Origin of the sequence: Yoonia sp. F2084L (assembly GCF_023015625.1) — a bacterium.
Classification (GTDB): domain Bacteria; phylum Pseudomonadota; class Alphaproteobacteria; order Rhodobacterales; family Rhodobacteraceae; genus Yoonia.
In genome coordinates this window covers 20,490-42,496 of the sequence record NZ_JALKAH010000009.1, presented here as the reverse complement: position 1 = coordinate 42,496, position 22,007 = coordinate 20,490, and the positions used below count along the sequence as shown (strand labels likewise).

General features: G+C 56.8%; 21 protein-coding genes. 5 read left to right on the top strand and 16 right to left on the bottom strand.

Annotated features, from left to right (window positions below; genetic code table 11):
- Positions 1-210: 210 nt before the first annotated feature.
- The 5 genes from MWU60_RS19030 to MWU60_RS19010 all read right to left on the bottom strand — a co-directional run bounded on the left by MWU60_RS19030 (position 211) and on the right by MWU60_RS19010 (position 3,344).
- A complete protein-coding gene (locus tag MWU60_RS19030) occupies positions 211-750 on the bottom strand; it encodes a 6,7-dimethyl-8-ribityllumazine synthase (protein ID WP_247229018.1) in 540 nt (179 codons plus the stop codon).
- On the bottom strand, positions 750-1,880 hold the full coding sequence (ribB, locus tag MWU60_RS19025) for a 3,4-dihydroxy-2-butanone-4-phosphate synthase (protein WP_247229017.1): 1,131 nt from the start codon (positions 1,878-1,880) through the stop codon (positions 750-752). Before ribB ends, MWU60_RS19030 begins: the two co-directional genes overlap by 1 nt.
- Before the next feature lie 101 nt (positions 1,881-1,981).
- Positions 1,982-2,530, bottom strand: a complete 549-nt coding sequence (locus tag MWU60_RS19020) for a hypothetical protein (RefSeq protein ID WP_247229016.1) — start codon at positions 2,528-2,530, stop codon at positions 1,982-1,984.
- Positions 2,527-2,748: a hypothetical protein gene (locus MWU60_RS19015; RefSeq protein WP_247229015.1), complete on the bottom strand. Its 222-nt coding sequence runs from the start codon at positions 2,746-2,748 to the stop codon at positions 2,527-2,529. Before MWU60_RS19015 ends, MWU60_RS19020 begins: the two co-directional genes overlap by 4 nt.
- A complete protein-coding gene (locus MWU60_RS19010; protein ID WP_247229014.1) occupies positions 2,748-3,344 on the bottom strand; it encodes a riboflavin synthase in 597 nt (198 codons plus the stop codon). The genes MWU60_RS19015 and MWU60_RS19010 overlap by 1 nt, the downstream gene beginning before the upstream one ends.
- Before the next feature lie 144 nt (positions 3,345-3,488).
- On the opposite strand from MWU60_RS19010, the gene MWU60_RS19005 reads away from it, so the two are divergent.
- Together MWU60_RS19005 and MWU60_RS19000 are read left to right on the top strand one after the other, a co-directional pair.
- Entirely contained in the window at positions 3,489-4,784 is a 1,296-nt protein-coding gene (locus MWU60_RS19005) for a capsular biosynthesis protein (protein WP_247229013.1), read from the top strand.
- A gap of 10 nt (positions 4,785-4,794) precedes the next feature.
- On the top strand, positions 4,795-6,789 hold the full coding sequence (locus tag MWU60_RS19000; RefSeq protein ID WP_247229012.1) for a capsular polysaccharide biosynthesis protein: 1,995 nt from the start codon (positions 4,795-4,797) through the stop codon (positions 6,787-6,789).
- Positions 6,790-6,799: 10 nt separating this feature from the next.
- Here MWU60_RS19000 and ribD read toward each other — a convergent pair whose 3' ends face one another.
- From ribD to MWU60_RS18945, 11 genes are all read right to left on the bottom strand, one after another.
- Positions 6,800-7,888: a bifunctional diaminohydroxyphosphoribosylaminopyrimidine deaminase/5-amino-6-(5-phosphoribosylamino)uracil reductase RibD gene (ribD, locus tag MWU60_RS18995; RefSeq protein ID WP_348644715.1), complete on the bottom strand. Its 1,089-nt coding sequence runs from the start codon at positions 7,886-7,888 to the stop codon at positions 6,800-6,802.
- Entirely contained in the window at positions 7,885-8,358 is a 474-nt protein-coding gene (gene nrdR, locus MWU60_RS18990; RefSeq protein ID WP_247229010.1) for a transcriptional regulator NrdR, read from the bottom strand. Before nrdR ends, ribD begins: the two co-directional genes overlap by 4 nt.
- A gap of 148 nt (positions 8,359-8,506) precedes the next feature.
- Positions 8,507-8,911 (bottom strand): secondary thiamine-phosphate synthase enzyme YjbQ, encoded by a 405-nt coding sequence (locus MWU60_RS18985; RefSeq protein ID WP_247229027.1) that lies wholly within the window; start codon positions 8,909-8,911, stop codon positions 8,507-8,509.
- 36 nt (positions 8,912-8,947) lie between these two features.
- Complete coding sequence (locus tag MWU60_RS18980; protein WP_247229009.1) at positions 8,948-9,214, bottom strand: hypothetical protein; 267 nt, start codon at positions 9,212-9,214, stop codon at positions 8,948-8,950.
- Positions 9,215-9,340: 126 nt separating this feature from the next.
- The gene (locus tag MWU60_RS18975; protein WP_247229008.1) at positions 9,341-9,598 is read right to left on the bottom strand and encodes an HlyU family transcriptional regulator; all 258 of its coding nucleotides are present in this window, start codon (positions 9,596-9,598) and stop codon (positions 9,341-9,343) included.
- A gap of 15 nt (positions 9,599-9,613) precedes the next feature.
- Complete coding sequence (gene rpoD, locus MWU60_RS18970; protein ID WP_247229007.1) at positions 9,614-11,599, bottom strand: RNA polymerase sigma factor RpoD; 1,986 nt, start codon at positions 11,597-11,599, stop codon at positions 9,614-9,616.
- 131 nt (positions 11,600-11,730) lie between these two features.
- Positions 11,731-13,692: a DNA primase gene (gene dnaG, locus MWU60_RS18965; RefSeq protein WP_247229006.1), complete on the bottom strand. Its 1,962-nt coding sequence runs from the start codon at positions 13,690-13,692 to the stop codon at positions 11,731-11,733.
- Between the two features lie 90 nt (positions 13,693-13,782).
- Positions 13,783-14,292, bottom strand: coding sequence for a sarcosine oxidase subunit gamma (locus MWU60_RS18960; RefSeq protein WP_247229005.1), 510 nt, complete (start codon positions 14,290-14,292; stop codon positions 13,783-13,785).
- On the bottom strand, positions 14,285-17,191 hold the full coding sequence (locus tag MWU60_RS18955) for a sarcosine oxidase subunit alpha family protein (protein ID WP_247229004.1): 2,907 nt from the start codon (positions 17,189-17,191) through the stop codon (positions 14,285-14,287). The genes MWU60_RS18960 and MWU60_RS18955 overlap by 8 nt, the downstream gene beginning before the upstream one ends.
- Positions 17,188-17,451 (bottom strand): sarcosine oxidase subunit delta, encoded by a 264-nt coding sequence (locus MWU60_RS18950; protein ID WP_247229003.1) that lies wholly within the window; start codon positions 17,449-17,451, stop codon positions 17,188-17,190. The genes MWU60_RS18955 and MWU60_RS18950 overlap by 4 nt, the downstream gene beginning before the upstream one ends.
- A gap of 9 nt (positions 17,452-17,460) precedes the next feature.
- On the bottom strand, positions 17,461-18,714 hold the full coding sequence (locus MWU60_RS18945; RefSeq protein ID WP_247229002.1) for a sarcosine oxidase subunit beta family protein: 1,254 nt from the start codon (positions 18,712-18,714) through the stop codon (positions 17,461-17,463).
- A 428-nt stretch (positions 18,715-19,142) separates the two neighbouring features.
- Here MWU60_RS18945 and MWU60_RS18940 point away from each other — a divergent pair, with 428 nt between their 5' ends.
- From MWU60_RS18940 to MWU60_RS18930, 3 genes are read left to right on the top strand one after another with little or no spacing between them, the layout of a single operon-like run.
- Complete coding sequence (locus MWU60_RS18940) at positions 19,143-20,783, top strand: TadE/TadG family type IV pilus assembly protein (RefSeq protein ID WP_247229001.1); 1,641 nt, start codon at positions 19,143-19,145, stop codon at positions 20,781-20,783.
- On the top strand, positions 20,780-21,382 hold the full coding sequence (locus tag MWU60_RS18935) for a TadE/TadG family type IV pilus assembly protein (RefSeq protein WP_247229000.1): 603 nt from the start codon (positions 20,780-20,782) through the stop codon (positions 21,380-21,382). Before MWU60_RS18940 ends, MWU60_RS18935 begins: the two co-directional genes overlap by 4 nt.
- On the top strand, positions 21,379-22,005 hold the full coding sequence (locus MWU60_RS18930) for a hypothetical protein (protein ID WP_247228999.1): 627 nt from the start codon (positions 21,379-21,381) through the stop codon (positions 22,003-22,005). Before MWU60_RS18935 ends, MWU60_RS18930 begins: the two co-directional genes overlap by 4 nt.
- Positions 22,006-22,007: the final 2 nt, after the last annotated feature.

Sequence of the window (22,007 nt, the reverse complement as noted above, 5' to 3'; positions counted from 1 at the left end):
AGGATAGCCAATGATCACTGTTATGGCTCTTTCTAGAATAATCATTTTTTGAAACGTTCGCCGAACCGGACATTGATGCACGCGTAGCGAAGGTCTGAAAAGTCCCGCATCGCAGACACTCGTACCATCTCTGTCGAACCGAACACAGTGACCGCTTGGGACAGCATGTCGTCTTAAAAACAAGGTTGCCCCGTCAATAAGCATGACAGCCTAAGCGGAACTCTCACTCTGCGTATCACCGGCCATCAGGATATCGCGCGTGAAGCCTACGCCTTTTTCGGCCTTGCCCCATTTGCGCGCGATCGCGATCAGGTGCAGGGCTGCGGCTGCTGCCCCGCCCCCTTTGTTCATCTTTGCGGGATCGGCGCGCACTTCGGCTTGCCCGCGGTTCTCGACCGTCAGGATCCCGTTACCGATGCACAGCCCTTGTAGCCCCAAAAGCTGGATCGCGCGGCTGCTGTCGTTGCAGACGGTGTCATAATGCGTCGTCTCGCCCCGGATCACGCAGCCTAGGGCGACGTAGCCGTCAAAGTTGCTCATCCGTTCGGCGATGCCGATGGCGGTCGGGATTTCGAGCGCGCCGGGGACCTCGACAATCTCCCAAGTCGCCCCTGCCTTCTCGATCTCAACCTTGGCCCCAGCGATCTGGTTGTCCGAGATATCCTTATAGTAAGGGGACGCCACGATCAGGATCTTCACTGGTTTGTCGAATTCCGGTAATGGCATGATGTAGTGCGAGGGTCCGGCCATTAACCAATCTCCGAGATCTTGCGCGTGCCGACGATTTCCAGCCCATAGGCATCAAGACCGACAACCTTGGGTTTGGGGGAATTGGTCAGCAGTTCAATGTCGTGTAATCCCAGCGAGCTGAGGATTTGCGCGCCCAGTCCGTATTGCCGCAACGTCTGTGGCGACACTTCTTCGCTGGGGTCAAGCTTCATGTGCACATCGCGCAAGAGCACCAGCGCCCCGCGACCCTCGTTTGCGATCACGTTCATTGCATCGCCGAATTCATTACGCCGACCGGTGGGCCCGACACCGACAACGTCAAGCATCGGGTCCATCGCATGCATCCGAACCAAAACCGGACCGGGTGTCGTGATATCCCCTTTGATCAACGCAATATGCTCGGCACCTTGGGTTTCATCTGTGTAAATCCGCAGCTCCCACTCGCCACCAAATTCCGACCGGATTGTGCTGGTCTCGCGCACGCGCACCAAATTGTCATGGCGGCGACGATAAGCGATGAGGTCACTGATCGTGCCGATCTTCAGGTTATGCAGTTGGGCAAAGGCAATCAGGTCCGGCAGGCGCGCCATCTCGCCGTCTTCCTTCATGATCTCGCAGATTACGCCTGATGGGTTCAGGCCAGCAAGACGCGAGATATCAACAGCGGCTTCAGTGTGGCCTGCACGAACCAGCACACCACCGTCACGGGCGCGCAACGGGAACACATGGCCCGGCGTCGCGATATCGGCGGCACCCTTGGAGGCATCAATCGCCGTTGCTACAGTGCGCGCGCGGTCGTGGGCGGAAATGCCGGTGCTGACGCCTTCGCGCGCTTCGATGCTGACGGTGAATGCGGTCTCATGCCGGGATGAGTTGTGAGACGCCATCAAAGGCAGGCCCAGCGCATCAATCCGCTCGCCGGGCAAGGTCAGGCAGATCAAACCCCGCCCATGCTTGGCCATGAAGTTGATCGCATCCGGTGTGGCCATCTGTGCGGGGATCACCAGATCGCCTTCGTTTTCGCGGTCTTCGTGGTCGACCAGCACGAACATTTTGCCGTTGCGGGCGTCCTCGATAATCTCTTCGATTTTGCTGATGGCGTCGGACCAGTCGCGCTCGATGGGTCCAGGTGTTTCGAATGCGTTATTCATAGATATCTCCGCCAAGCGTGTTGCCAATGGCAGATAGCCCAGTGGACGGGCTTTGGAAAGTGACTAAGGGACCTATGACGTAAGGTGGATCATGATCCACCTTACCCACAAAAGTACTGATCCGCCCGCAAATACCCCGCCATCTGTGCGGCCTCTGCCCATTCACGCTCAAACGCCGTGTCTCCGACGATGGCAAAGCGATCCGCAGGCTGGGCCATTGCGCGGATCTGTTTGCGCACCGCAGACCAGCTATCGCTGAACGCAGGTGCCGCGTGCGCATCCATCAGCCCGGGCAAAGCACCAAGATGTGTCGGGGTCACTGGGTGGTGGGCCACGCCCGCGCATGTGGTCCGCACCAGACCGGCCAGCTTCTCTGCCCGGTCGCGGGGTAGCGGTTGCCCGTCACGCAGGACCTGCAATGCGTTGTTGGAAAAAAGAAAACCAATCAGATCATGCCCGGTGCTTGCGCGGATGCCTGCATAGGTCTTATAGGGCAGCCCCAGTTCGGTCGCACGCTTCACCCGCAGACGCACCACTTCAACCGGAAGGGTTGGTATGAGGTCCTTGCGCGCCTTCGTCCACACATGTTTGCGCCAGCTTTTGCCCGGCTCGTCTACCCGGCCCGAGTTATGTCCGATACCTGCTGTCATTTCTTCATCCATCCAATATCCGCGACTGCAGCCTCGCGCGCAGCGACCTCGGTGTCAAAGGCTGGTGGTGGTGCTTCGGACAGGTAGCGCCATCCATGCCCATCTTCAGGGTCACGCCTGCACTCACGATAGGCAAACTGCTCGTCGGAGAGGCGAATGATATCAACGCAACGATCCCCGGTTTCATCCTCAATGGATGCAAGGACCAGCGGCTTCATCAGCCATAGTCCCTCAGCCGCGCAACATAGCGGGCCATGGTGTCAATTTCGAGGTTGATATGGTCGCCAACAACCGTATCGCCCCACGTCGTTGCAACCTTGGTGTGCGGGATAAAGTTGATGCCAAAATCAACGCCATCAACTTCATTGACGGTCAAGGATGTTCCGTTCAGCGCAACCGATCCTTTGGGCGCGATGAACCGCGCCAATTCATCAGGTGCGCGGAAAGTGACCCGCGTGCTGTCGCCTTCGTCCGTCATGGCAACCACTTTGGCCACGCCATCAACGTGACCGGACACGATATGTCCGCCAAGTTCATCCCCAACCTTCAAGGCGCGCTCAAGGTTGAGGCGACTGCCGATGGTCCAGCCGCCGACATTGGTGGCGCCGACGGTTTCTGCCGAAATCTCGACATCGAACCAGTTCTGCGGCTTTTGCCCCAGCGCGATCACTGTCAGGCAGACACCGTTGCACGCAATCGACGCGCCGATGTCGATCCCCGCGATGTCATAGCCAGTGCCAATCCGGGCGCGCAGATCGCCGCGCTGTTCCAGCTCCAGTACTTTACCGATGTCTGTGACGATTCCTGTGAACATGGGGCATTGGTTCCTTTACTGCTGCTTTGCGATCTAGCGTTTCAACTGCCCCACGACAAGCGGAACGCTTGCCACAACGCTACATTCGCGTCAGTAAGAAGCTATTCACGCTTTTCAAACGGGCAACCTTTACGCTGCAACCAGATGTCACACGCAAAAGCCTACCTTTTCCTGCAAGGGCCGCACGGCCCCTTTTTTCGCCAACTGGGACGCATGCTGCGCAAGGCGGGCGTGCCGGTGTGGCGCGTCGGATTTAACGCAGGTGATGCAGCGTTTTGGGGGCGTGCGCCCGGTTACATTCCGTTTCAGGGAAAAGCCAACGCCTGGCCCGAGACTCTAGCCGCGATCATCAAAGCCCGCAAAATCACGGATATCGTCCTTTATGGTGATACCCGCCCCACCCACGCCGAGGCGGTGCGTCAGGCCAGGGCGCTTGGCCTGCGCGTTCACGTCTTTGAGGAAGGCTACCTGCGCCCCTATTGGGTGACGTATGAACGCGGCGGTAGTAACGGTCATTCGCGTTTGATGGACTTCACGTTGCCAGAGATGCAGCAACGGCTGGCGCAGTCCGACATTGATTTGCCGACCCCGCCCGCGCATTGGGGCGATATGCGTCAGCATGTCTTTTACGGCGCGCTTTATCATTGGTTCGTGATGTTTCGAAACGGCCAGTATCCGGGGTATAGGCCACACCGCGCCCTGCCCGTGCATCGCGAAGCCCTGCTTTACACCAAGCGTCTTTTGTTGATGCCATTCATGGCGCTTGAACGCTACGTCACGACGCGGCGCGTTAAGTCGGGCGGTTACCCGTATCATTTGGCTTTGCTTCAGCTGGAACATGACGCCAGTTTTCAAGCGCATTCACCGTTTGCCGATATGGCCGCATTTATTGAATTGGTGGTCGCCGGTTTCGCCAAGGGCGCGCGCGCCCACCACCATCTTGTCTTCAAGGCCCATCCGCTGGAAAACGGACAATCCCCCCTGCGCCAGATGATCCGCACAGCAGCAAAAGAACACGGTATTGCCGCCCGCACCCATTATCTGCGTGGCGGTAAATTGGCGCAGATTTTGGATGAGGCCCGATCCGCAGTAACCGTGAATTCCACCGCCGGGCAACAAGCGCTGTGGCGCGGTATTCCACTCAAGGCGTTTGGCACGGCCGTTTTCAGCAAACCCGCCTTTGTCTCCGATCAACCTCTGCCCGCATTTTTCGCCAACCCACGACGACCTGACGCGCAGGCCTATCGCGAGTATCGGCAATTCCTGTTGGAAACCAGTCAGGTGCCGGGCGGGTTTTATTCTGCGTCAGGACGCCGTCAGTTGCTGCGTCAACTGGTCGATATGATGCTGGATGATGCAGATCCTTATGATGCGCTCTTGTCAAAACGTCCCGCAATGCCGGCACCTTTGCGCGTTGTAGACAAAGGCCAGCTGCCGTAGCTTGCCGCCGATGACCACGCAAAAACGCCAGAACCTTTATGTCTACAACGGTGGCTTTCTGACCCAGACCCGCGTGCGGCGGATTTTGGATTTGGCAGGTTATGATATCAAACTTGGCAAACCGGGCGACGATGACCTTGTCGGCGTCTGGGGTCATAGCCCAACATCGCCACGGGGCGAGGCGGTGGCCCGGCGCAAGGGCGCGCCCATTTTGCGTGTAGAGGACAGTTTTTTGCGGTCCGTCGGCCTTGGTCGCGATGGCGATCCGCCCATTGGGCTGAACATTGATCGTAACGGCGTACACTTTGATCCTGCCACGCGATCCGATCTTGAGATTATCCTGACCGAAGACCCGCTGGATGACACCGCCATCTTAAACCGCGCCAAGGCCGGAATTGCTGCGCTGAAATCGGCCCATATCTCAAAGTACAACGCGTTTGATCCCGCCCTGCCCGTGCCAGAGCCCGGCTATGTCCTGGTGATCGACCAAACCCGCAAGGATGCTTCGATCAAGGCCAGTGGTGCCGATAGCAACACCTTTCGCGAGATGCTGTTTTATGCGCAAACCGAACATCCCGGCGCTCAGATCATCATCAAGACCCATCCCGAAACAACCGCAGGTCATCGCGATGGGTATTTTACCGCCAAGGATGCCAATGAACGGATTACGCTGTCAGATAACGCTGTGTCGCCGTGGGCGTTGTTCGATGGGGCCATCGCTGTCTATACCGTGAGTTCACAGCTGGGGTTCGAGGCGATCCTGGCGGGTCATAAACCTGTGGTTTTTGGCCAGCCGTTCTATATCGGATGGGGTCTGACCGATGACCGCACCCCGCTGCAACGGCGCCAGCGCAACCTGACGCGCGCGCAGCTATTTGCAGGCGCGATGATCCTTTATCCCACTTGGTATGATCCGTTCCACGACCGCCTTTGCAGTTTTGAAGAGGCCGCAGCGACGCTGAAGGCAGCAGCACAGGCATGGCGCGATGACTACCGCGGGTGGGTCGCGGCAGACATGCGGCTATGGAAGCGCAAGCCTTTGCAGCAGGTATTCGGCAAGCCGAAACCTGTGATCTTCGCCAAGGGCATCGCTGCTACCGCTCAAGCCAAAACCAAGGATCGCCGCCTGATGCGCTGGGCCAGCACCGGCGCCGATGATGCGGTTTTGGTTGAGGATGGCTTTCTGCGCTCGCAGGGGTTGGGCGCGGACCTGATCGCACCACTCAGCCTCGTTCTGGATGACATCGGCATCTACTATGATGCAACGCGCCCCAGCCGTTTGGAGAACCTCATCAATACGTCGGAGCATTTGGAGGATGCGCAACGCGCCCGTGCAGCGGCCCTGATTGACCGGTTGAAGGATGCACGTCTGTCGAAATACAATCTCAAGGCTGACACGCTGCCTGAACTTCCCAAAGGCCGGCGCATTCTTGTGCCAGGACAGGTGGAGGATGACGCCTCAATCAGGTTTGGGACAACGGAAGTAGCTGATAATCTCACGCTGTTGCAGGTGACACGCAAAGCGAACCCGGCGGCAGTGATCATCTACAAACCACACCCGGATGTCAAAGCAGGGCTGCGCCGCGGTGACGTCCCGGACGCTGACATACTGGCGGACATTGTTCTGACCAATGCCGACCCGATCGACGCCATTGATGCGGTGGATGAGGTCTGGACGATGACATCGCTTTTGGGATTCGAAGCGCTGTTGCGCGACACCCAAGTGACCTGCCTTGGCACGCCGTTTTACGCAGGATGGGGGCTGACAGATGACCGCGCGATGCCGGTTTCACGCAGGACCGCACGGGTCGATCTGCCCGCGTTGGTTCATGCGGCACTGATCGCTTATCCGCGTTACTTTGATCCTGTTACAGGGTTGCCTTGTCCCGTCGAGGTGATTGTGGATCGGATCGAGAACAACGACATTCCGCGCCACGGACCCGTCAATCGGAGCCTTGCGAAGCTGCAAGGGCTGTTGGCAAGTTACGCGCACTTATGGCGTTAAGCGGTTGGTTTCAGGCCCGGGTCCAGATGTGGCAGATGTCGTTTCCAATAGGTCTGACGCTATCCAACGCAAAGCGCGGCGCGCCTGCCAAACGGTCGATGCCCATCGCGGCGAGCATGGGTGTACCCTCCGCGCCAATCGCTGCACCTGCGGAAAACACCACCAATTGATCGACCAGCCCCGCGTTCAAAAGGGAGGCAGCAAGCATGCCGCCGCCTTCGCAAAAAACGCGGGTGATGCCCTTTTCCGCCAAGGCGACCATTGCGGCGCGCGGATCAACCTGACCAGACGCCGTCGCACATGGCAGACTGACAGCGCCTTTGGCGATCCAGTCTGCGGCATCAGCCTCTTTGCCATGGCAGAGCCAGACGGGAACTTCATCTGCCGTCTGAGCCAGCTGACTGGTGGACGGGATCTTCATCGCGCGGGAAACGATCACCCGCACAGGTTGCCTGGCAATCCCCAAGCCACGGACCGTCAGCGAAGGATCGTCGGCGCGCGCGGTCCCTGCCCCAACCATCACAGCATCATGGCGCGCGCGCAGCATGTGAACGGCGCGGCGGGCCTCTGGCCCGGTGATCCACTGGCTTTCACCCGTGGCGGTGGCGATGCGACCATCAAGGGTGCCTGCCAGCTTGAGCGTAACGTGAGGCCTGTTTTCAGTGAGGCGCAGGAAAAATCCTGCATGATCACGCTCTGCATTCGCACGACAAACACCGCTATCCACTGTGATGCCCGCATCCTGCAACATCCCGATCCCACGCCCGGCAACACGTGTGTCAGGATCGCCTACGGCAATGACAACACGTGCGACTTTTGCGTCAATCAGAGCCTGTGCGCAGGGCGGTGTTTTCCCATGATGAGCGCAGGGCTCTAACGTGACATAGGCCGTTGCGCCAGCGGCGGCGGCCCCTGCCTGTGCCAATGCGCGCGTCTCGGCGTGCGGACGCCCACCATCAGCGGTCCATCCGCGCCCAACGATCAGACCGTCCTTCACGATCACGCAGCCCACGGCGGGGTTTGGCCAAACACGTCCCATGCCACGCCGCCCCAGCGATAGGGCAAGCGCCATAAAACGTGCGTCCGTTGCCGGGGTCACGCGTCGTCTTCGTCTTTGCTTTCGGGGCGCAGTTCGCTGACAAATTTATCAAAATCATCTGCGGCCTGGAAGTTCTTGTAAACACTCGCAAATCGCACATAGGCAACGGTATCAATCCGGGCAAGGCTTTCCATCACGATCTCGCCGATGGTGCCGGACGGAATGTCTGTCTCGCCCATGCTTTCCAGACGGCGCACGATACCGCTGATCATCTGGTCGATCCGTTCAGGTTCAACCGGGCGCTTTTGCAACGCGATCCGGATAGAGCGTTCCAGTTTGGGTCGGTCAAAGTCTTCCCGGCGCCCATTTGTTTTGATGACGACAAGGTCGCGGAGTTGCACCCGTTCATAAGTCGTAAAGCGCCCTCCGCAAGCCGGGCAAAATCGCCGACGGCGGATCGCCACATGGTCCTCGGCGGGTCGGCTGTCTTTTACCTGTGTGTCAACATTTCCACAAAATGGGCAACGCATGGCGGATCCTTATCTGTCGCTATGGGGTCTATCGCTGGTATCGCGGCCCCAGTTATCCACAGGCACTATATGAATCATCGCAGGTTTTGGGTAGTGGGCATTTTGCGCCGCTAAATGCGGGGGTAAAACCGTTGCGCCAAAGACTCGCCTAGGCCAGATGGGCCACAACATGCCGGCGGTGTGGCCTGTCGCGATGCTCAAACAGATAGATGCCCTGCCACGTGCCCAAAGCGAGCGTACCATCCGTTACGGGGATGCTCAGATGCGTCGGAAGAAGTGCGGCTTTGATATGCGCAGGCATATCATCAGGGCCTTCATATGTATGCGTCAGATAGGCCATGCTGGGGTCGGTTGTGGGTGGCACCAACCGCGCAAAATAGTTTTGCAGATCAACCTGCACCTCTGGGTCGGCGTTTTCCTGAATGACCAAACTGGCCGAGGTGTGCTGAATAAACAGGGTCAAAAGACCGGTGCCTTCAGCCCAGTCGACGACTTGGCGGGTCAACTCATAAAGGCCGGGGCCGTTGGTTGCGATTTCAAATCGGGTCTGCATGCCCGTACCATCGACCTGCATCTGGCAAAGCGCAAGTTACTCTTGCGCGCAGGCAAGCGATCTCTGCTGTGGTTGGCTCGCGCCCCCGCGCCAGTCATCAGACAGGTTCAAAATTGCAGCAAGGATTGGCGTGATCCGCACAATGCAGGCGCCTTCGACGTCAGCCGTCTGCGGTGTGGACATGGCGACCTGAGAGATGCTAGCGAACGATCGCGAAACGGGCTCAGTGCTGTAGGCGCTGGCGGCGGATACAAAAGTCACGGAAAACATAGCGGCCGCAAGAGATATGGACAGTTTGGTCATAACGACATCCTTTCGATACTAAAGGATGTGCGCCTGTTGCCTTGTCTTTACAATCTACTGAAACCGCATGTCACATGATCGTAAATGCACATGAGCGGGGCGTGACAGGATGTTTCAGTGCGAGAGTTAGTCGAACAGCCGCGCGCCCTGCTCATCAATCATCTGCTTGGCCTTGGCGATTGAGGCGGCTTCAGCCTCGTCTTTTGACGAAATGACATCTGCACGGATCAACGTGTGCTCTTGCCCGCCCTTCTCAATCCGCGCCGCAAGACGCCAGCCGTTTGCCTCTTTCTGAGGGACCGCGGTGATTGCATGATCTTTGTAGATCTCCGGTGTGGCGGTTTCCGTTTTTCCGCCACCAAAGAGTTTGGAAAAAAGTGCCATAGGGACCTCGCAGGCTTACTGATCCAAGAACGACCGCAATTTCCTACTTCTGCTTGGATGCTTCAACTTCCGTAGTGCTTTTGCCTCGATCTGGCGGATACGTTCGCGCGTCACGCTGAACTGCTGGCCCACTTCCTCAAGCGTATGGTCAGTGTTCATGCCGATGCCAAACCGCATCCGCAGCACACGTTCTTCGCGCGGCGTGAGCGAGGCCAGAACCCGTGTTGTGGTCTCTTTGAGGTTTTCCTGAATGGCGCTGTCGAGCGGCAGGATCGCATTCTTGTCCTCGATGAAGTCGCCAAGCTGGCTGTCTTCCTCGTCACCAATCGGTGTCTCAAGGCTGATCGGTTCCTTGGCGATCTTCATCACCTTACGGACCTTTTCCAAAGGCATTTGCAGTTTTTCTGCCAACTCTTCTGGTGTCGGTTCGCGGCCGATTTCGTGCAGCATCTGGCGACCGGTGCGGACAAGTTTATTGATCGTTTCGATCATATGCACAGGAATACGGATCGTGCGCGCCTGATCAGCGATAGAACGCGTGATCGCCTGACGGATCCACCATGTCGCATAGGTCGAGAATTTGTAGCCGCGGCGGTATTCGAATTTATCGACCGCCTTCATCAGGCCAATGTTACCTTCCTGAATAAGATCAAGGAATTGCAGGCCACGGTTCGTGTATTTCTTGGCGATGGAAATCACCAAACGCAGGTTCGCCTCGACCATTTCTTTCTTGGCCTGACGCGCCTCCTTTTCACCCTTCTGAACTTGCTGCACGATGCGGCGGAATTCGGTGATATCGACGCCAACATACTGGCCAACCTGAGCCATATCACCGCGCAGTTCTTCAATTTTGTCGGTCGATTTCTCGATCATCATCTGCCAGCCACGGCCAGCCTTTTGTGACATATCGTCCAGCCAGTTCGGGTCCAGCTCGCGGCCGCGATAGGCGTCAACAAATTCGCGGCGGTTGATACGAGCTTGGTCAGCCAGTTTCACCATAGAGCTGTCGATAGACATGATCCGCCGGTTGATACCGTAAAGTTGGTCGATCAGCGCCTCGATCCGGTTGTTGTGCAGGTGAAGCGAATTCACCAGTTCCACAATCTCGGAGCGCAGCTTTTGATATTTCGTTTCTTGCTTGTCAGAAAACGAGGAATCTTCGTTCAAGGTGGCCGACATCCGGGCATCTTGCATATCCGACAGTGCCGTAAAGTCGCGGGCAATCAGGTCAAGCGTTTCAAGAACCCGCGGCTTCAGGGCGGCCTCCATCGCGGCCAGCGACATATTCGCCTGATCGTCATCATCATCGTCGTCATCTTTGGCAATCGGATTGCCATCAGCGTCAAGCTCTTGCGTCTCTTCTTTCTTTTCTTCTGCCCCGACGACGGCTGGTGCAGCGACAACGGTTTCTTCCTCGCCATCTTCGCCAAGCTGATTGCCGAATGTAGTTTCAAGGTCGATCACATCGCGCAACAAAATGTCTTCCGACAACAGTTCGTCACGCCAGATGGTAATCGCCTGGAATGTAAGCGGGCTTTCGCACAGCCCCAAAATCATTGTATTGCGGCCAGCTTCGATCCGCTTGGCAATCGCGATTTCGCCCTCACGCGACAGCAATTCAACCGAGCCCATTTCGCGCAGATACATGCGCACAGGGTCATCTGTCCGGTCAAGCTTCTCAGCCTCTGCCCCGCCAAGCGTAACCTCACGCGATCCGGCAACCGTGGCCACGGCTGTGTTGCCTAGGTTTTCCTCGGTCTCTTCGCTTTCTTCTTCTTCGGTGACCTGAATGCCCATTTCCGACAGCATAGACATCACGTCTTCGATCTGATCCGACGACACCTGCTCTGGCGGCAGCACTGCGTTGAGTTGATCATAGGTGATGTAGCCGCGTTCTCGGGCGTCGGCGATCATTTTCTTGACCGCGGTCTGGCTCATATCAAGGCTGATATCGCCGTCCTGATCACCACCTGTACTGTCGTTGTTGTCTTTCGCAGCCATTCGGAAAGCCCTTTCGAACGCATAAATTCATGCCAAAGTGATTCGGCTGATTCGGTTAAATTCGAATCAACCCCGCATCTGGCTGATTCGCAAGGCGGTAGCGCCTTGTTTTTATCGTGTGTGTCGTTTGGTCACGACTTAGGACGATCCTTGCCCGCAGCAACTTCGATCTGCGCCAGCAGCGCATCGAAGGCATTGCGTTCATCAATATCCACATTCGTCCCATTGTCGGCGACCGCAAACTGCGACGTGTCTTCGCGTCCGCCGCGCAGCGCCTCGTCGCGCGCGCGGGTGACGGCAAACAGGCGACTGTCGATCACATGCGATGGATAATCTTCGAGGTCTTCCTCCGCCTCAATCGTCTCAGAAATCACCGCGCGATTGGCGGATACTAAGGCCATATTGTAAGTCAGCTCATGCAATACAATGTCTGCATCAAGGTTTTTTCGTACACATGGTTGCAACCTTATGAAGTTGTCTTGCAACAAACGGTCAACAGCGCCTGCACCGATCGCGGCTTTGACATCATTTTCAAGCGCCTCAAGCGCGGTTGTGTCCGCCAGGCTGACGATTGAATCGATCACGGTGCGCGCGGTTGCGTCAACGACCTCAAACCGTTCCAACCCATCCCGGAATTGAATTGCAACCGCCGGGTTTGTCAGCGCAATCGCGGCAATAATACGATCTTTCAGCAGAAACAGCTGCGCTTCATCCATGTGTCCCGCCAGCAAGGATTGCTTTGCCGCCCCTGTTGCATTGACATTTTGCGGCTTGCCGCGCCCCTTGTAGGCAGGTGCCCAATTGGCTGGTTTGAAGGTCTCCCACCGATAGTTTTTGATCGCGTCGCCGTAATAGCGCTTGATGTCCTGATCAGGAATTTTGCCAATCTGCGCCCGCAAACGTTTATCCAGATCCGCCTTTTGTTCGGGCGTTTCATGCGTCTTGCGGTTCAGTTCCGTCAGCCAAAGTTTTTTGACCAATGGCGTCGCAAAATCATCAATCTGTGCCTGTAGTGCTGTACGTCCGTTTTCGCGCAGGAAATCATCAGGGTCCTTGCCTGCTGGCAGTTCAAGGAAAAACAGGCTGTTGCCGCCTTGCAACTTGCCCAAAGCCAGATCAATCACCCGTTCGGCGGCGCGGCGTCCGGCGGTGTCGCCATCCAGCATGATGATCGGCTCGGGTGCAATGCGCCACATCATATCAAGCTGAGTATCCGTCACCGCAGTGCCCAGCGGGGCAACGGCCCCCTTGAACCCTGCCTCGGACAAGGCAATCACGTCCATATAGCCTTCGGCCACGATCAAAGGATGGCCTTTACCCGCTGCCTCACGCGCGTTTTTGACGTTGAAAAGGCTGCGCGACTTGTCAAACAGCGGCGTCTCGGGCGAATTCAGGTATTTGGCATTATCGCCGGGGTCGATGGCCCGCCCGCCAAAGGCAATGCAGCGCCCACGCCCGTCCCGAATAGGGAACATGATGCGATTGCGGAATGTATCATAAGGCTCTTTACCTTGGTCAGAGCTGCGGGCGAGACCCGCCTCCAGAATAAGCGCCTTATCGACCCCTTTTTCGGTCAAATGCTGCCAAAGATTGCTCCACCCTGGCGGCGCAAGGCCAATTTCCCAGCGGTCAAGCGCGTCATCCTTAAGACCGCGATTGGCAAGATAATCGCGGGCCTCCGCACCTTTCGCGGTTTTCAGTTGAAGCCGATAAAAGGCAACCGCCTGTTCCATAACGGCGATCAGTTGATCGCGTCGGTTGGCCTTCTGCTGCGCTTGTGGGTCTTGTTCAGGGATGGGCATCCCGGCCTCGCCGGCCAGGATTTTGACGGCTTCCATGAAGTCGACATTCTCGGTCTCGCGCACAAAGGAAATCGCATCACCTTTGGCATGACAGCCAAAGCAATAATAAAATCCCTTGCGATCATCCACATGGAAGCTTGCGGTCTTTTCTTGATGAAACGGACAAGGGGCCCAAAGATCGCCCTTGCCCTGATTGGACTTGCGGGTATCCCACATAACCTTACGGCCCACGACCTGCCCAAGGGACAGTCGATTGCGCAGTTCATCCAAGAATCCGGGTGGCAAGCTCATGGCAGCAGTATCGCCCAAGCCTGAACCGAGTGCGAGTCCGTCTTTCTTCGTCCAATCAAACTTCCGCCGGAGGCATCCCGCCCGCGCATCCTAGCGCGCCGCAACCCCACGCATTGCAACATCCAGATCATGCACCAGCGTCTGCGCCATCGACCGCATCACCATAATCTCAAAAGCATGCGACCCGGTGCGGATGATCGTCACCGACAGATGCCCCAGCATGGTCTTGGCCACATGGTTGTTCCTGAACAGCCCGCGGCGCAGATCGACCGGCACAAGTCGTGCCAACACATCTTCAACGCCAGTTCCCGCTATCTGCACGACCGCCCAAGCATCCGACTGATCCGTCACAGCAGCCAAACCGTCTAAAGCCACATCACCCGCAACCAACCAGACCCCATGGCCAAACCATGTGACAGCGCCCTTACGCCGGTTCACCTTGGCCAGCCCGTCGTCCAGCTTCGCCGCAACGGCCTTTTCCTGTCCGGCATAAGGGGCCACCGACATTAGCCGCTGTGGCAAAACCTCTGACGCCTCTATCCCACCGTGGATAACCGGCAACAAACCCGCAAAAGGCGTCAATGCAATCAACTTAGCCACGCGCACGTCCTCCGGTCGGGTCAAAGAAGACCGGATCGCAAACCTCGACCTCTTCGGTTATATCTCGCAAATGATCGCGCAACTTGATCACCTCGCCATGCCGCGCGCGACCATTCTCAAGAAAGCCCAGCGCCAGATGCGTCTCAAGTGTCGGTGAAAAACAGACCGAGGTTGTGTAGCCTTGGCTATTCACGCGGGTCTCTGCAGCTTGCGTTTCGAACAAATGCGCGCCCGCAGTCAGCGCATGATCGCGGCCCTTCCCGCGCAATCCCACCAATTGCTGACGGCTCTCGCCAAGAAGGCCCGGACGGGCCGCCGAGGCTTTGCCGATACAGTCTTTCTTAGTGCTGATCATGCGCGCCATCCCGATATCAAATGCGGTCGTGCGGCCATGGATTTCAGCATGGGTGATAAAGCCCTTCTCGATCCGCAACACATTCAATGCTTCCATGCCATAAGGACCACCTCCCATAACCTCAGCCTGCGCTGTCAGCATGCGGAACAGGCTCTCACCATAGCGCGACGGGACCGCCACCTCATATGCGTGCTCACCCGAAAACGAGATCCGGAACAACCGGCCCGGCACGCCAGCGACCCCAACCTCACCGCAGGCCATGAAAGGCCAAGACTCATCGTCAAGCTCCTGATCCAAAACAGTATTCAACAGTGCCCGCGCCTGCGGCCCGGCCACGGCAAACTGCGCCCATTGTTCGGTGACCGAGATCACTTTGGCATCCAGATCAGGGCGCAGGACCTGCAAGACGAACTCCAGATGACGCATTACCAGACCCGCCGCCGCCGTTGTCGTGGTCATCACAAAATGCTGCTCGCCCAGACGCGCGGTCGTGCCGTCATCCATTACATGCCCGTCTTCACGGAGCATCAGACCATAGCGCACACGCCCCACCTTCAGGGTGGAGAATGTGTTGGTATAGACGAAATCCAAAAGGGCGGCCGCATCCGGCCCCTGAATGTCGATCTTGCCCAGGGTCGACACATCGCAAACACCCACCGCATTGCGGACATAGCCCACCTCGCGGTCGCAGGATTGCTGCCAATGCGTCTCGCCCTTCTGCGGGAAATAGCTGGGGCGATACCACAGCCCTGCCTCAATCATTGGCGCGTCACGGGCGATGCTGGCGCGGTGCGAAGTGGTAAAGCGTTCGGGCGCAAATCCTTTGCCCTGACTGCCTGCACCCATCGCCGCAATGGAGACCGGGACATAGGGTGGACGGAATGTCGTCGTCCCAGTCTCAGGAATACCGCGCCCCGTCGCATCGGCCAGCACGGCCAACGCCACCACGTTCGACGACTTCCCTTGATCAGGTGCCATTCCTTGCGTGGTGTAACGCTTCATATGCTCAACCGAGCGGAAGTTTTCCTGCGCAGCAAGCTTGATGTCTTTGACATGCACATCGTTCTGAAAATCAATCCACTTGCGCCCCTTGCCCGGGACCGCCCAAAGCGGGGTGATCGCATAGCTCGCATCATCCGCAGCAGGTACCGTCACCTCGGGTTTCAACCCGAGGCCCCCTGCGACTTCAACGGCAGCCTTGGCACCCTCTGCCAAACAGGCCGCAGTGCTGAAGGTCCCATTACAAGCGCCCGCCGTGACCATCCCCGGAATGCTTTCAGGTGTCGGCACGAAAGACGCGATATCCTCGCGCCATGTTGGTCGCCCGTTCATATGGCAAGTCAGATGCACCGTCGGGTTCCAGCCACCGGACATGGCCAGACAATCGGTACGGATGACGCGCGTCCCGCCATTGTGCCGGATCGTGATGCTTTGCAGTGCATGGCGCCCTTTGGTGGCGATGACTTTAGCGCCAGTGTAGATCGGAAAGTCGCCCTCCACATCCGCATCATCGCGGCTGTCGATCAGGGCGGCCACCTTGATGCCTGCCGCGACCAGATCACGCGCCGTGCGATGCGCATCATCATTGTTACCAAAGATCGCAACCCGCGTGCCCGGGGCAACACCCCAGCGGTTCACATAGGCGCGCACAGCACTCGCCATCATGATGCCCGGACGGTCGTTATTGGGAAAGGCAATCGGACGCTCCAAGGCACCTGCACAAAGGATCGCGCGTTTGGCAACGATGCGCCAGAAGCATTCCAGCGGTTTGCCCGGCACGCGCGGCCCCGCGATACGCTCCAACGCGCCATAGGTGCCTTGATCATAAGCCCCCGTCACGGTCGTGCGGGTCATGCGGCGCACATTGGGCAGCGCATCCAGCTCTGCCAGCGCCGCTGCCACCCAATCTGCACCCGGTTTGCCATCTACCTGCTCTTGCTCGCGCAGCAGACGACCGCCCATGGCGGTGTCTTCGTCGGCGATGATCACATCAGCGCCAGCGCGCCCCGCAGTCAAAGCAGCCATCAGGCCCGCAGGCCCTGCGCCGATCACCAGCACATCACAAAAGGCAAAGGCCTTTTCGTAGGTATCCGGGTTTGTTTCACCGCTCAGCGCGCCCAGACCAGCGGCGCGCCGGATCACAGGCTCGTACAGCTTTTCCCAAAAGCTGCGGGGCCACATGAAGGTTTTGTAATAAAAGCCAGCGGCCAGAAACGGGGAGGCCAGATCATTGACCGCCATCATGTCATAACGCAGCGACGGCCAGGCGTTCTGGCTTGAAACCTCCAGCCCTTCGGACACCTCCAAGGTGGTCGCCCGCACATTCGGTTCCGCCTGCGCGCCATGACCGATGGTCACCAGCGCGTTTTGCTCTTCGGACCCTGCCGACATCACCCCACGGGGCCGGTGATACTTGAAGGATCGAGCCACCAGCTTGATGTCATTTGCCAAAAGTGCGGCTGAAACCGGCTCACCCGGCACCCCTTTGATCTTACGACCATCGAAGGTGAAAGTGACCGTGTTTTCAGGGGCGTGCAGCCTCATGCCTTTACCTTCTCGGCCAATGTCGCTTTATGCACCGCATGGGTCATGGTGTTCCGTTCAACCACCAACCAGGCACCGCAACCCGCCTCATGAAACCACAGGTCGCGGGTGTCGCCAGCAGGATTGTCGCGGTTGTGCAGATAGTCGTCCCATGCCTCTAGCCCCGCATCTTCGGCAGGACGATCCAGCGCCAGCGCATCGCCTTGATAGTAGAACTCGCGCCGGTCGCGTTCGCCGCAGTTGGGGCAGATAATCCGCATGCTCTTTTCCTAGTGCAAATTGTGCTGAGAGCCGGTGCCCTCTTCATCCATCAGCCCAACGCCCGAGCGGAACCGATCCAACCGGAACTTCGCCGCGGCGTCGTGATGATTTCCCGTTGCCATGAGATGCGCAAAGCTGAAGCCCGACCCCGGCACCGCCTTAAACCCGCCGTAACACCAGCCGCAGTCGATAAAGAGCCCCTCGGTCGGTGTCTTGTCGATAATGGGCGACCCATCGGGTGTCATATCCATGATGCCGCCCCATGACCGCAGCACCTTCGCCTTGCCGATCATCGGCATCAGCGTCATCGCCGCATCCATCACATGCTCTTTCATCGGCAGGTTTCCCCGCGCGGCGTAAGAGCTGTAAAAATCAATGTCGCCGCCAAAAACGAGACCACCCTTGTCGGACTGGCTGATGTAGAAGTGACCCATGCCAAAGCTGACCACATGGTCGATCACGGGTTTCAGCCCCTCGGTCACGAAGGCCTGCAAAACGTGACTTTCAATCGGCAACCGCATCCCTGCCATCGCGGCGACCTGACCCGAGCGGCCCGCCACTACGATGCCCACCTTCTTGGCTTTGATCGCGCCGCGTGTTGTCTGGACCCCTTTGACAACGCCACCTTCAATGTCGATGCCCGTGACTTCGCAATTCTGGATGATATCAACGCCGCGCTGGTCGGCACCGCGGGCATAGCCCCACGCCACGGCATCATGCCGGGCCGTACCGCCGCGCGGATGATAGAGCCCGCCGTAGATCGGAAAGCGGATATTGTCGAAATCAAGATAGGGCAGATGTTCGCGGACGCCATCGCGATCCAGCAGGATCGCATCGTCACCTTGATTGATCATCGCGTTGCCGCGCCGCGCAAAGGCGTCGCGCTGACCGTCGGAATGAAACAGATTTATGAGACCACGCTGCGAATGCATCACGTTGTAGTTCAGTTCTTGCTCCATCCCTTCCCACATCTTCAGGGAATGGGAGTAGAATTCGGAGTTGCCGGGCAAAAAGTAGTTTGCGCGTACGATGGTCGTGTTGCGACCAACGTTGCCACCCCCGATATACCCCTTTTCAAGAACCGCGATGTTGGTCATGCCGTGTTCTTTGGCAAGATAGAACGCGGTCGAAAGCCCGTGTCCGCCGCCACCGATAATGATTGCGTCGTACTCCGCCTTTGGCTCAGGATCGCGCCATACCGGCTTCCAACCGGTCTGGCCGAATAACCCCTCTTTGATCACCCGAAAACCGGAGTATCCCATACCGCATCCCCTTTGGTCACCGCCAAGACTAGCAACAGCCCGGTTCAGATGCATGTTCTCTTTTCGACAAAGCAGCGACAGCGGGCGACTTTCTTGATCGGGCGCACATAGGGGCAGCCCGAAATGGTCAGTGATTCGTCTGATCGGCACATTCCCGCCATTGAAGTTAAACGGAACATGAATAAGCTGTTTTTATTGGCTTTGCGCAGGGTATTTTTGTTTCGCAATTTCAAACAGTAGTGCCAAAATTGCCCGAATATGGCACTGAAACAAGGTTAATGGCCGCAGCCGCCTATTCGTCGCCAAATTTTTGACACAGGATGATGGTTCCTATGATACCGATTACATGTGCTTTTTTGGGCGCAAGATCTGTCTGCTGCGACGAATAACCGATTGGGGACTTGAATATGCTGCACTCTAACGACCGGATGAGCAAGCTAGAGACTTGGGACGAAAAGTGGGATAAATCGCGCCGCGCGGTTTTGAGGAAGTTTTGTCGCGACGAAGAAGGCGGCATTATCATTATGACCATTGTTTTGCTCATTGCGATGTTGGTCATCGCCGGTATGGCGGTGGACTTCATGCGTTTTGAGTCGCGTCGCGCCCTGCTGCAGAGTGTTTCTGACCGGGCGGTGTTGTCGGCAGCGAGCCTCGATCAAACGCTGGATGGTAAACAAGTCATTGTGGATTACTTTGACAAGGCAGGCTTTCCCGAAGCAATCGTCGGTACGCCCGTTGTAGACAAAGAACCTGGTACAGGTAACAGCGAAGTGAGTGTGAACTCACAGATTGATGTAAAGACATTTTATCTGCACCTCGTCGGAATTGACACACTTTCAGCGCCGGCGAGTTCTCGTGCTGTGCAAGGCGTAGGTAACGTCGAGATTTCTTTGGTGCTCGATATCTCGGGTTCCATGCGGCACAAGGTTTGGGTTGATGAGGCTGTTGTGGACGGAAACGGCGAGCCTGTAATAGACGAAAATGGCGATGTTGTGACGACAAGGGTCCGGCGAACGAAGATCGAGCTTTTGCAGAAAGCGGCCTCTGATTTTGTTGAAGACATGTTGGTCGCGGAATACCGCAATCAAATTTCCATCAACCTAATCCCATATTCTCAGCAGGTAGCGTTGAGCGATGATTTGTACAAAGCCCTGCGTACAACGCCGGATTCAATCAGCGAAAGTGGCTTGATCGGTAGTTCTTTTGGATCGATTACTGACGGGTATGCGACACTGCCAGACGATCCTGATGCACCTATCGACATCAGTTGGGCAAACAATGAACTCGTTAACGTCAACCCAAGCCGTTGTATCGACTTTGAAGAAGCCGACTTTGTCGACGTCGAATTTGATCTCAGCAAACGATACAACCAGGTTGAGCGCTTTGATCACTATAGTGGTTCCGGCACATCAACCGTTACACGCCCTGTGTGTCCAGATCAGGAGTTTGAAACCATCTTGCTTGCGTCACAAGACGTAAACGAGTTGAAGCGCCGCATCGGTCTGTTCCGCCCGACGACATTCACCTCGATCCATTTGGGTGTAAAATGGGGCATTTCGTTGCTTGACCCGGATCTACGTCCGGTCCTTGCTGGTATCGATAGCATTGATGACGCCTTTCGGGGGTCACGCCCATCCGAGTATAGTGGCGACACAGTGAAGTATCTGATCGTTATGACCGATGGTCAGAACCAGGCCGATCAACGGGTCGCAGCTGACGCTTATGATAGCTATGAAGAGCGGGAGCGTTGGAAGGATTATCCGTTGGATTACTGGGTCGCTGAGAATTTGCCGACCAATGACGAACCGGAAAACTACACGCGTTTGTGGGGTTCAAACACCCAGTTTAATACTTGGATGGAGACTCTCTGCGACGCAGCAAAGCCCAAGATGAGCATCTATACCATTGCAATGGGTGCTGGTGATGGCGCAGATCAGATCGCAAAATGTGCATCGCAGCCCTCATATGCATTCGCCACCAACTTTAACAGCGCAGCGGGTGAGCCGGGGATAGACGAGATCTTCCAGACCATCGCTCAACGCATCAAAGCATTGCGGCTGAACCTATGATGCGCGCTGTAAGCTCAATAAATGCGTTTTGGCGGCAATTTGTCAAAGACGAAGCAGGAACGACATCGCTAGAATTCGTGATTGTCTTCCCTGTTTTCTTTGGCATGTTTCTCATGACATACGAAAGCGGGATGATTTCAACCCGTCACGTGATGTTGGAGCGCGGTGTTGAGACCGCGGTGCGCGACGTAAGAATTGGCTCAATGCCTAATCCGACCCGCGAGTCGCTGCGCGAACGCATCTGTGAAGTTGCCGGCGGTATCCCTGACTGCTTGCGCCAATTGGAGATCGAGTTGTTGCAGCGAGACCCGACCAATTGGACTGCGGTGCCTGAGGGTGTGCGTTGCGTCAATCGCGGCGATCTTGACCGTGACCCCGGAACAATTGATCCGACAGGCAACAACCAGTTGATGTTCCTGCTTGCCTGCGTGCGGATTGACCCTTTTATTACATCACCAATTTACGGCTTAATCGGTCGTGCGGTTGTAGACGGCAACTCCTCTACAAATGCTGGAGGGTCTTATGCTCTGGTTTCGAGGGGCGCATTTGTGGTTGAACCGTTCCGCGCGAATGAGGAAGAAGAGGAAGACGGTGTATGATACGTTTGGCTGAATGTGCGCGCCGTTTCCGCGATGAGGAAGACGGGTCGATGGCGATCGAGCTTGTCCTTGTAACCCCGATTATAGTCTGGGTGGTTTTGTCGACTTACGTTTACTTTGACATATTTCGGGTTGAATCGAACGCAAACCGCGCATCATTGGTAGTTGCCGAAATGCTCAGCCGCGAAGAGACGCCAATCACGAAAACCTACATGGATAGTGCGTTGGAAGTTTTGGAGGTTCTGACCTACGAAGAGGTCGCGCCGGATTTGCGGGTCACCGTTTATGAATATAGTTCGGATGATACCTCCTACCGCGTCGTTTGGTCAGATGTTCGCCCAGTTGATGGTCTTGATGAGCTTAAAAATACCGATCTATTGAAAATTAAAGATCGATTGCCGAAAATGAACACCATTGATCATGCGATTCTTGTGGAGACTTTTGTCGACTATAACGCACCGTTTTCGGTCGGTCTGGGGCCTATGCCCGGCACAAATCTCGATAGCATCAAGTTTGATACCTTCACTGTAATTCGGCCACGTATCGGTAGGCTGTGCTTTGATCCTAATACTAACGTTGACAGTGACGAGCTTTGCGGGTCAAGCGGGAACCTTCTAAACTAACT

What these genes read in the sequence shown, in the direction of transcription:
- MWU60_RS19030 (WP_247229018.1), bottom strand. Translation starts at nt 750, where the DNA reads ATGGCCGGACCCTCGCACTACATCATGCCATTACCGGAATTCGACAAA.
- ribB (WP_247229017.1), bottom strand. Translation starts at nt 1,880, where the DNA reads ATGAATAACGCATTCGAAACACCTGGACCCATCGAGCGCGACTGGTCC.
- MWU60_RS19020 (WP_247229016.1), bottom strand. Translation starts at nt 2,530, where the DNA reads ATGACAGCAGGTATCGGACATAACTCGGGCCGGGTAGACGAGCCGGGC.
- MWU60_RS19015 (WP_247229015.1), bottom strand. Translation starts at nt 2,748, where the DNA reads ATGAAGCCGCTGGTCCTTGCATCCATTGAGGATGAAACCGGGGATCGT.
- MWU60_RS19010 (WP_247229014.1), bottom strand. Translation starts at nt 3,344, where the DNA reads ATGTTCACAGGAATCGTCACAGACATCGGTAAAGTACTGGAGCTGGAA.
- MWU60_RS19005 (WP_247229013.1), top strand. Translation starts at nt 3,489, where the DNA reads ATGTCACACGCAAAAGCCTACCTTTTCCTGCAAGGGCCGCACGGCCCC.
- MWU60_RS19000 (WP_247229012.1), top strand. Translation starts at nt 4,795, where the DNA reads ATGACCACGCAAAAACGCCAGAACCTTTATGTCTACAACGGTGGCTTT.
- nrdR (WP_247229010.1), bottom strand. Translation starts at nt 8,358, where the DNA reads ATGCGTTGCCCATTTTGTGGAAATGTTGACACACAGGTAAAAGACAGC.
- MWU60_RS18985 (WP_247229027.1), bottom strand. Translation starts at nt 8,911, where the DNA reads ATGCAGACCCGATTTGAAATCGCAACCAACGGCCCCGGCCTTTATGAG.
- MWU60_RS18980 (WP_247229009.1), bottom strand. Translation starts at nt 9,214, where the DNA reads ATGACCAAACTGTCCATATCTCTTGCGGCCGCTATGTTTTCCGTGACT.
- MWU60_RS18975 (WP_247229008.1), bottom strand. Translation starts at nt 9,598, where the DNA reads ATGGCACTTTTTTCCAAACTCTTTGGTGGCGGAAAAACGGAAACCGCC.
- rpoD (WP_247229007.1), bottom strand. Translation starts at nt 11,599, where the DNA reads ATGGCTGCGAAAGACAACAACGACAGTACAGGTGGTGATCAGGACGGC.
- dnaG (WP_247229006.1), bottom strand. Translation starts at nt 13,692, where the DNA reads ATGAGCTTGCCACCCGGATTCTTGGATGAACTGCGCAATCGACTGTCC.
- MWU60_RS18955 (WP_247229004.1), bottom strand. Translation starts at nt 17,191, where the DNA reads ATGAGGCTGCACGCCCCTGAAAACACGGTCACTTTCACCTTCGATGGT.
- MWU60_RS18950 (WP_247229003.1), bottom strand. Translation starts at nt 17,451, where the DNA reads ATGCGGATTATCTGCCCCAACTGCGGCGAACGCGACCGGCGCGAGTTC.
- MWU60_RS18945 (WP_247229002.1), bottom strand. Translation starts at nt 18,714, where the DNA reads ATGGGATACTCCGGTTTTCGGGTGATCAAAGAGGGGTTATTCGGCCAG.
- MWU60_RS18940 (WP_247229001.1), top strand. Translation starts at nt 19,143, where the DNA reads ATGAGCAAGCTAGAGACTTGGGACGAAAAGTGGGATAAATCGCGCCGC.
- MWU60_RS18935 (WP_247229000.1), top strand. Translation starts at nt 20,780, where the DNA reads ATGATGCGCGCTGTAAGCTCAATAAATGCGTTTTGGCGGCAATTTGTC.
- MWU60_RS18930 (WP_247228999.1), top strand. Translation starts at nt 21,379, where the DNA reads ATGATACGTTTGGCTGAATGTGCGCGCCGTTTCCGCGATGAGGAAGAC.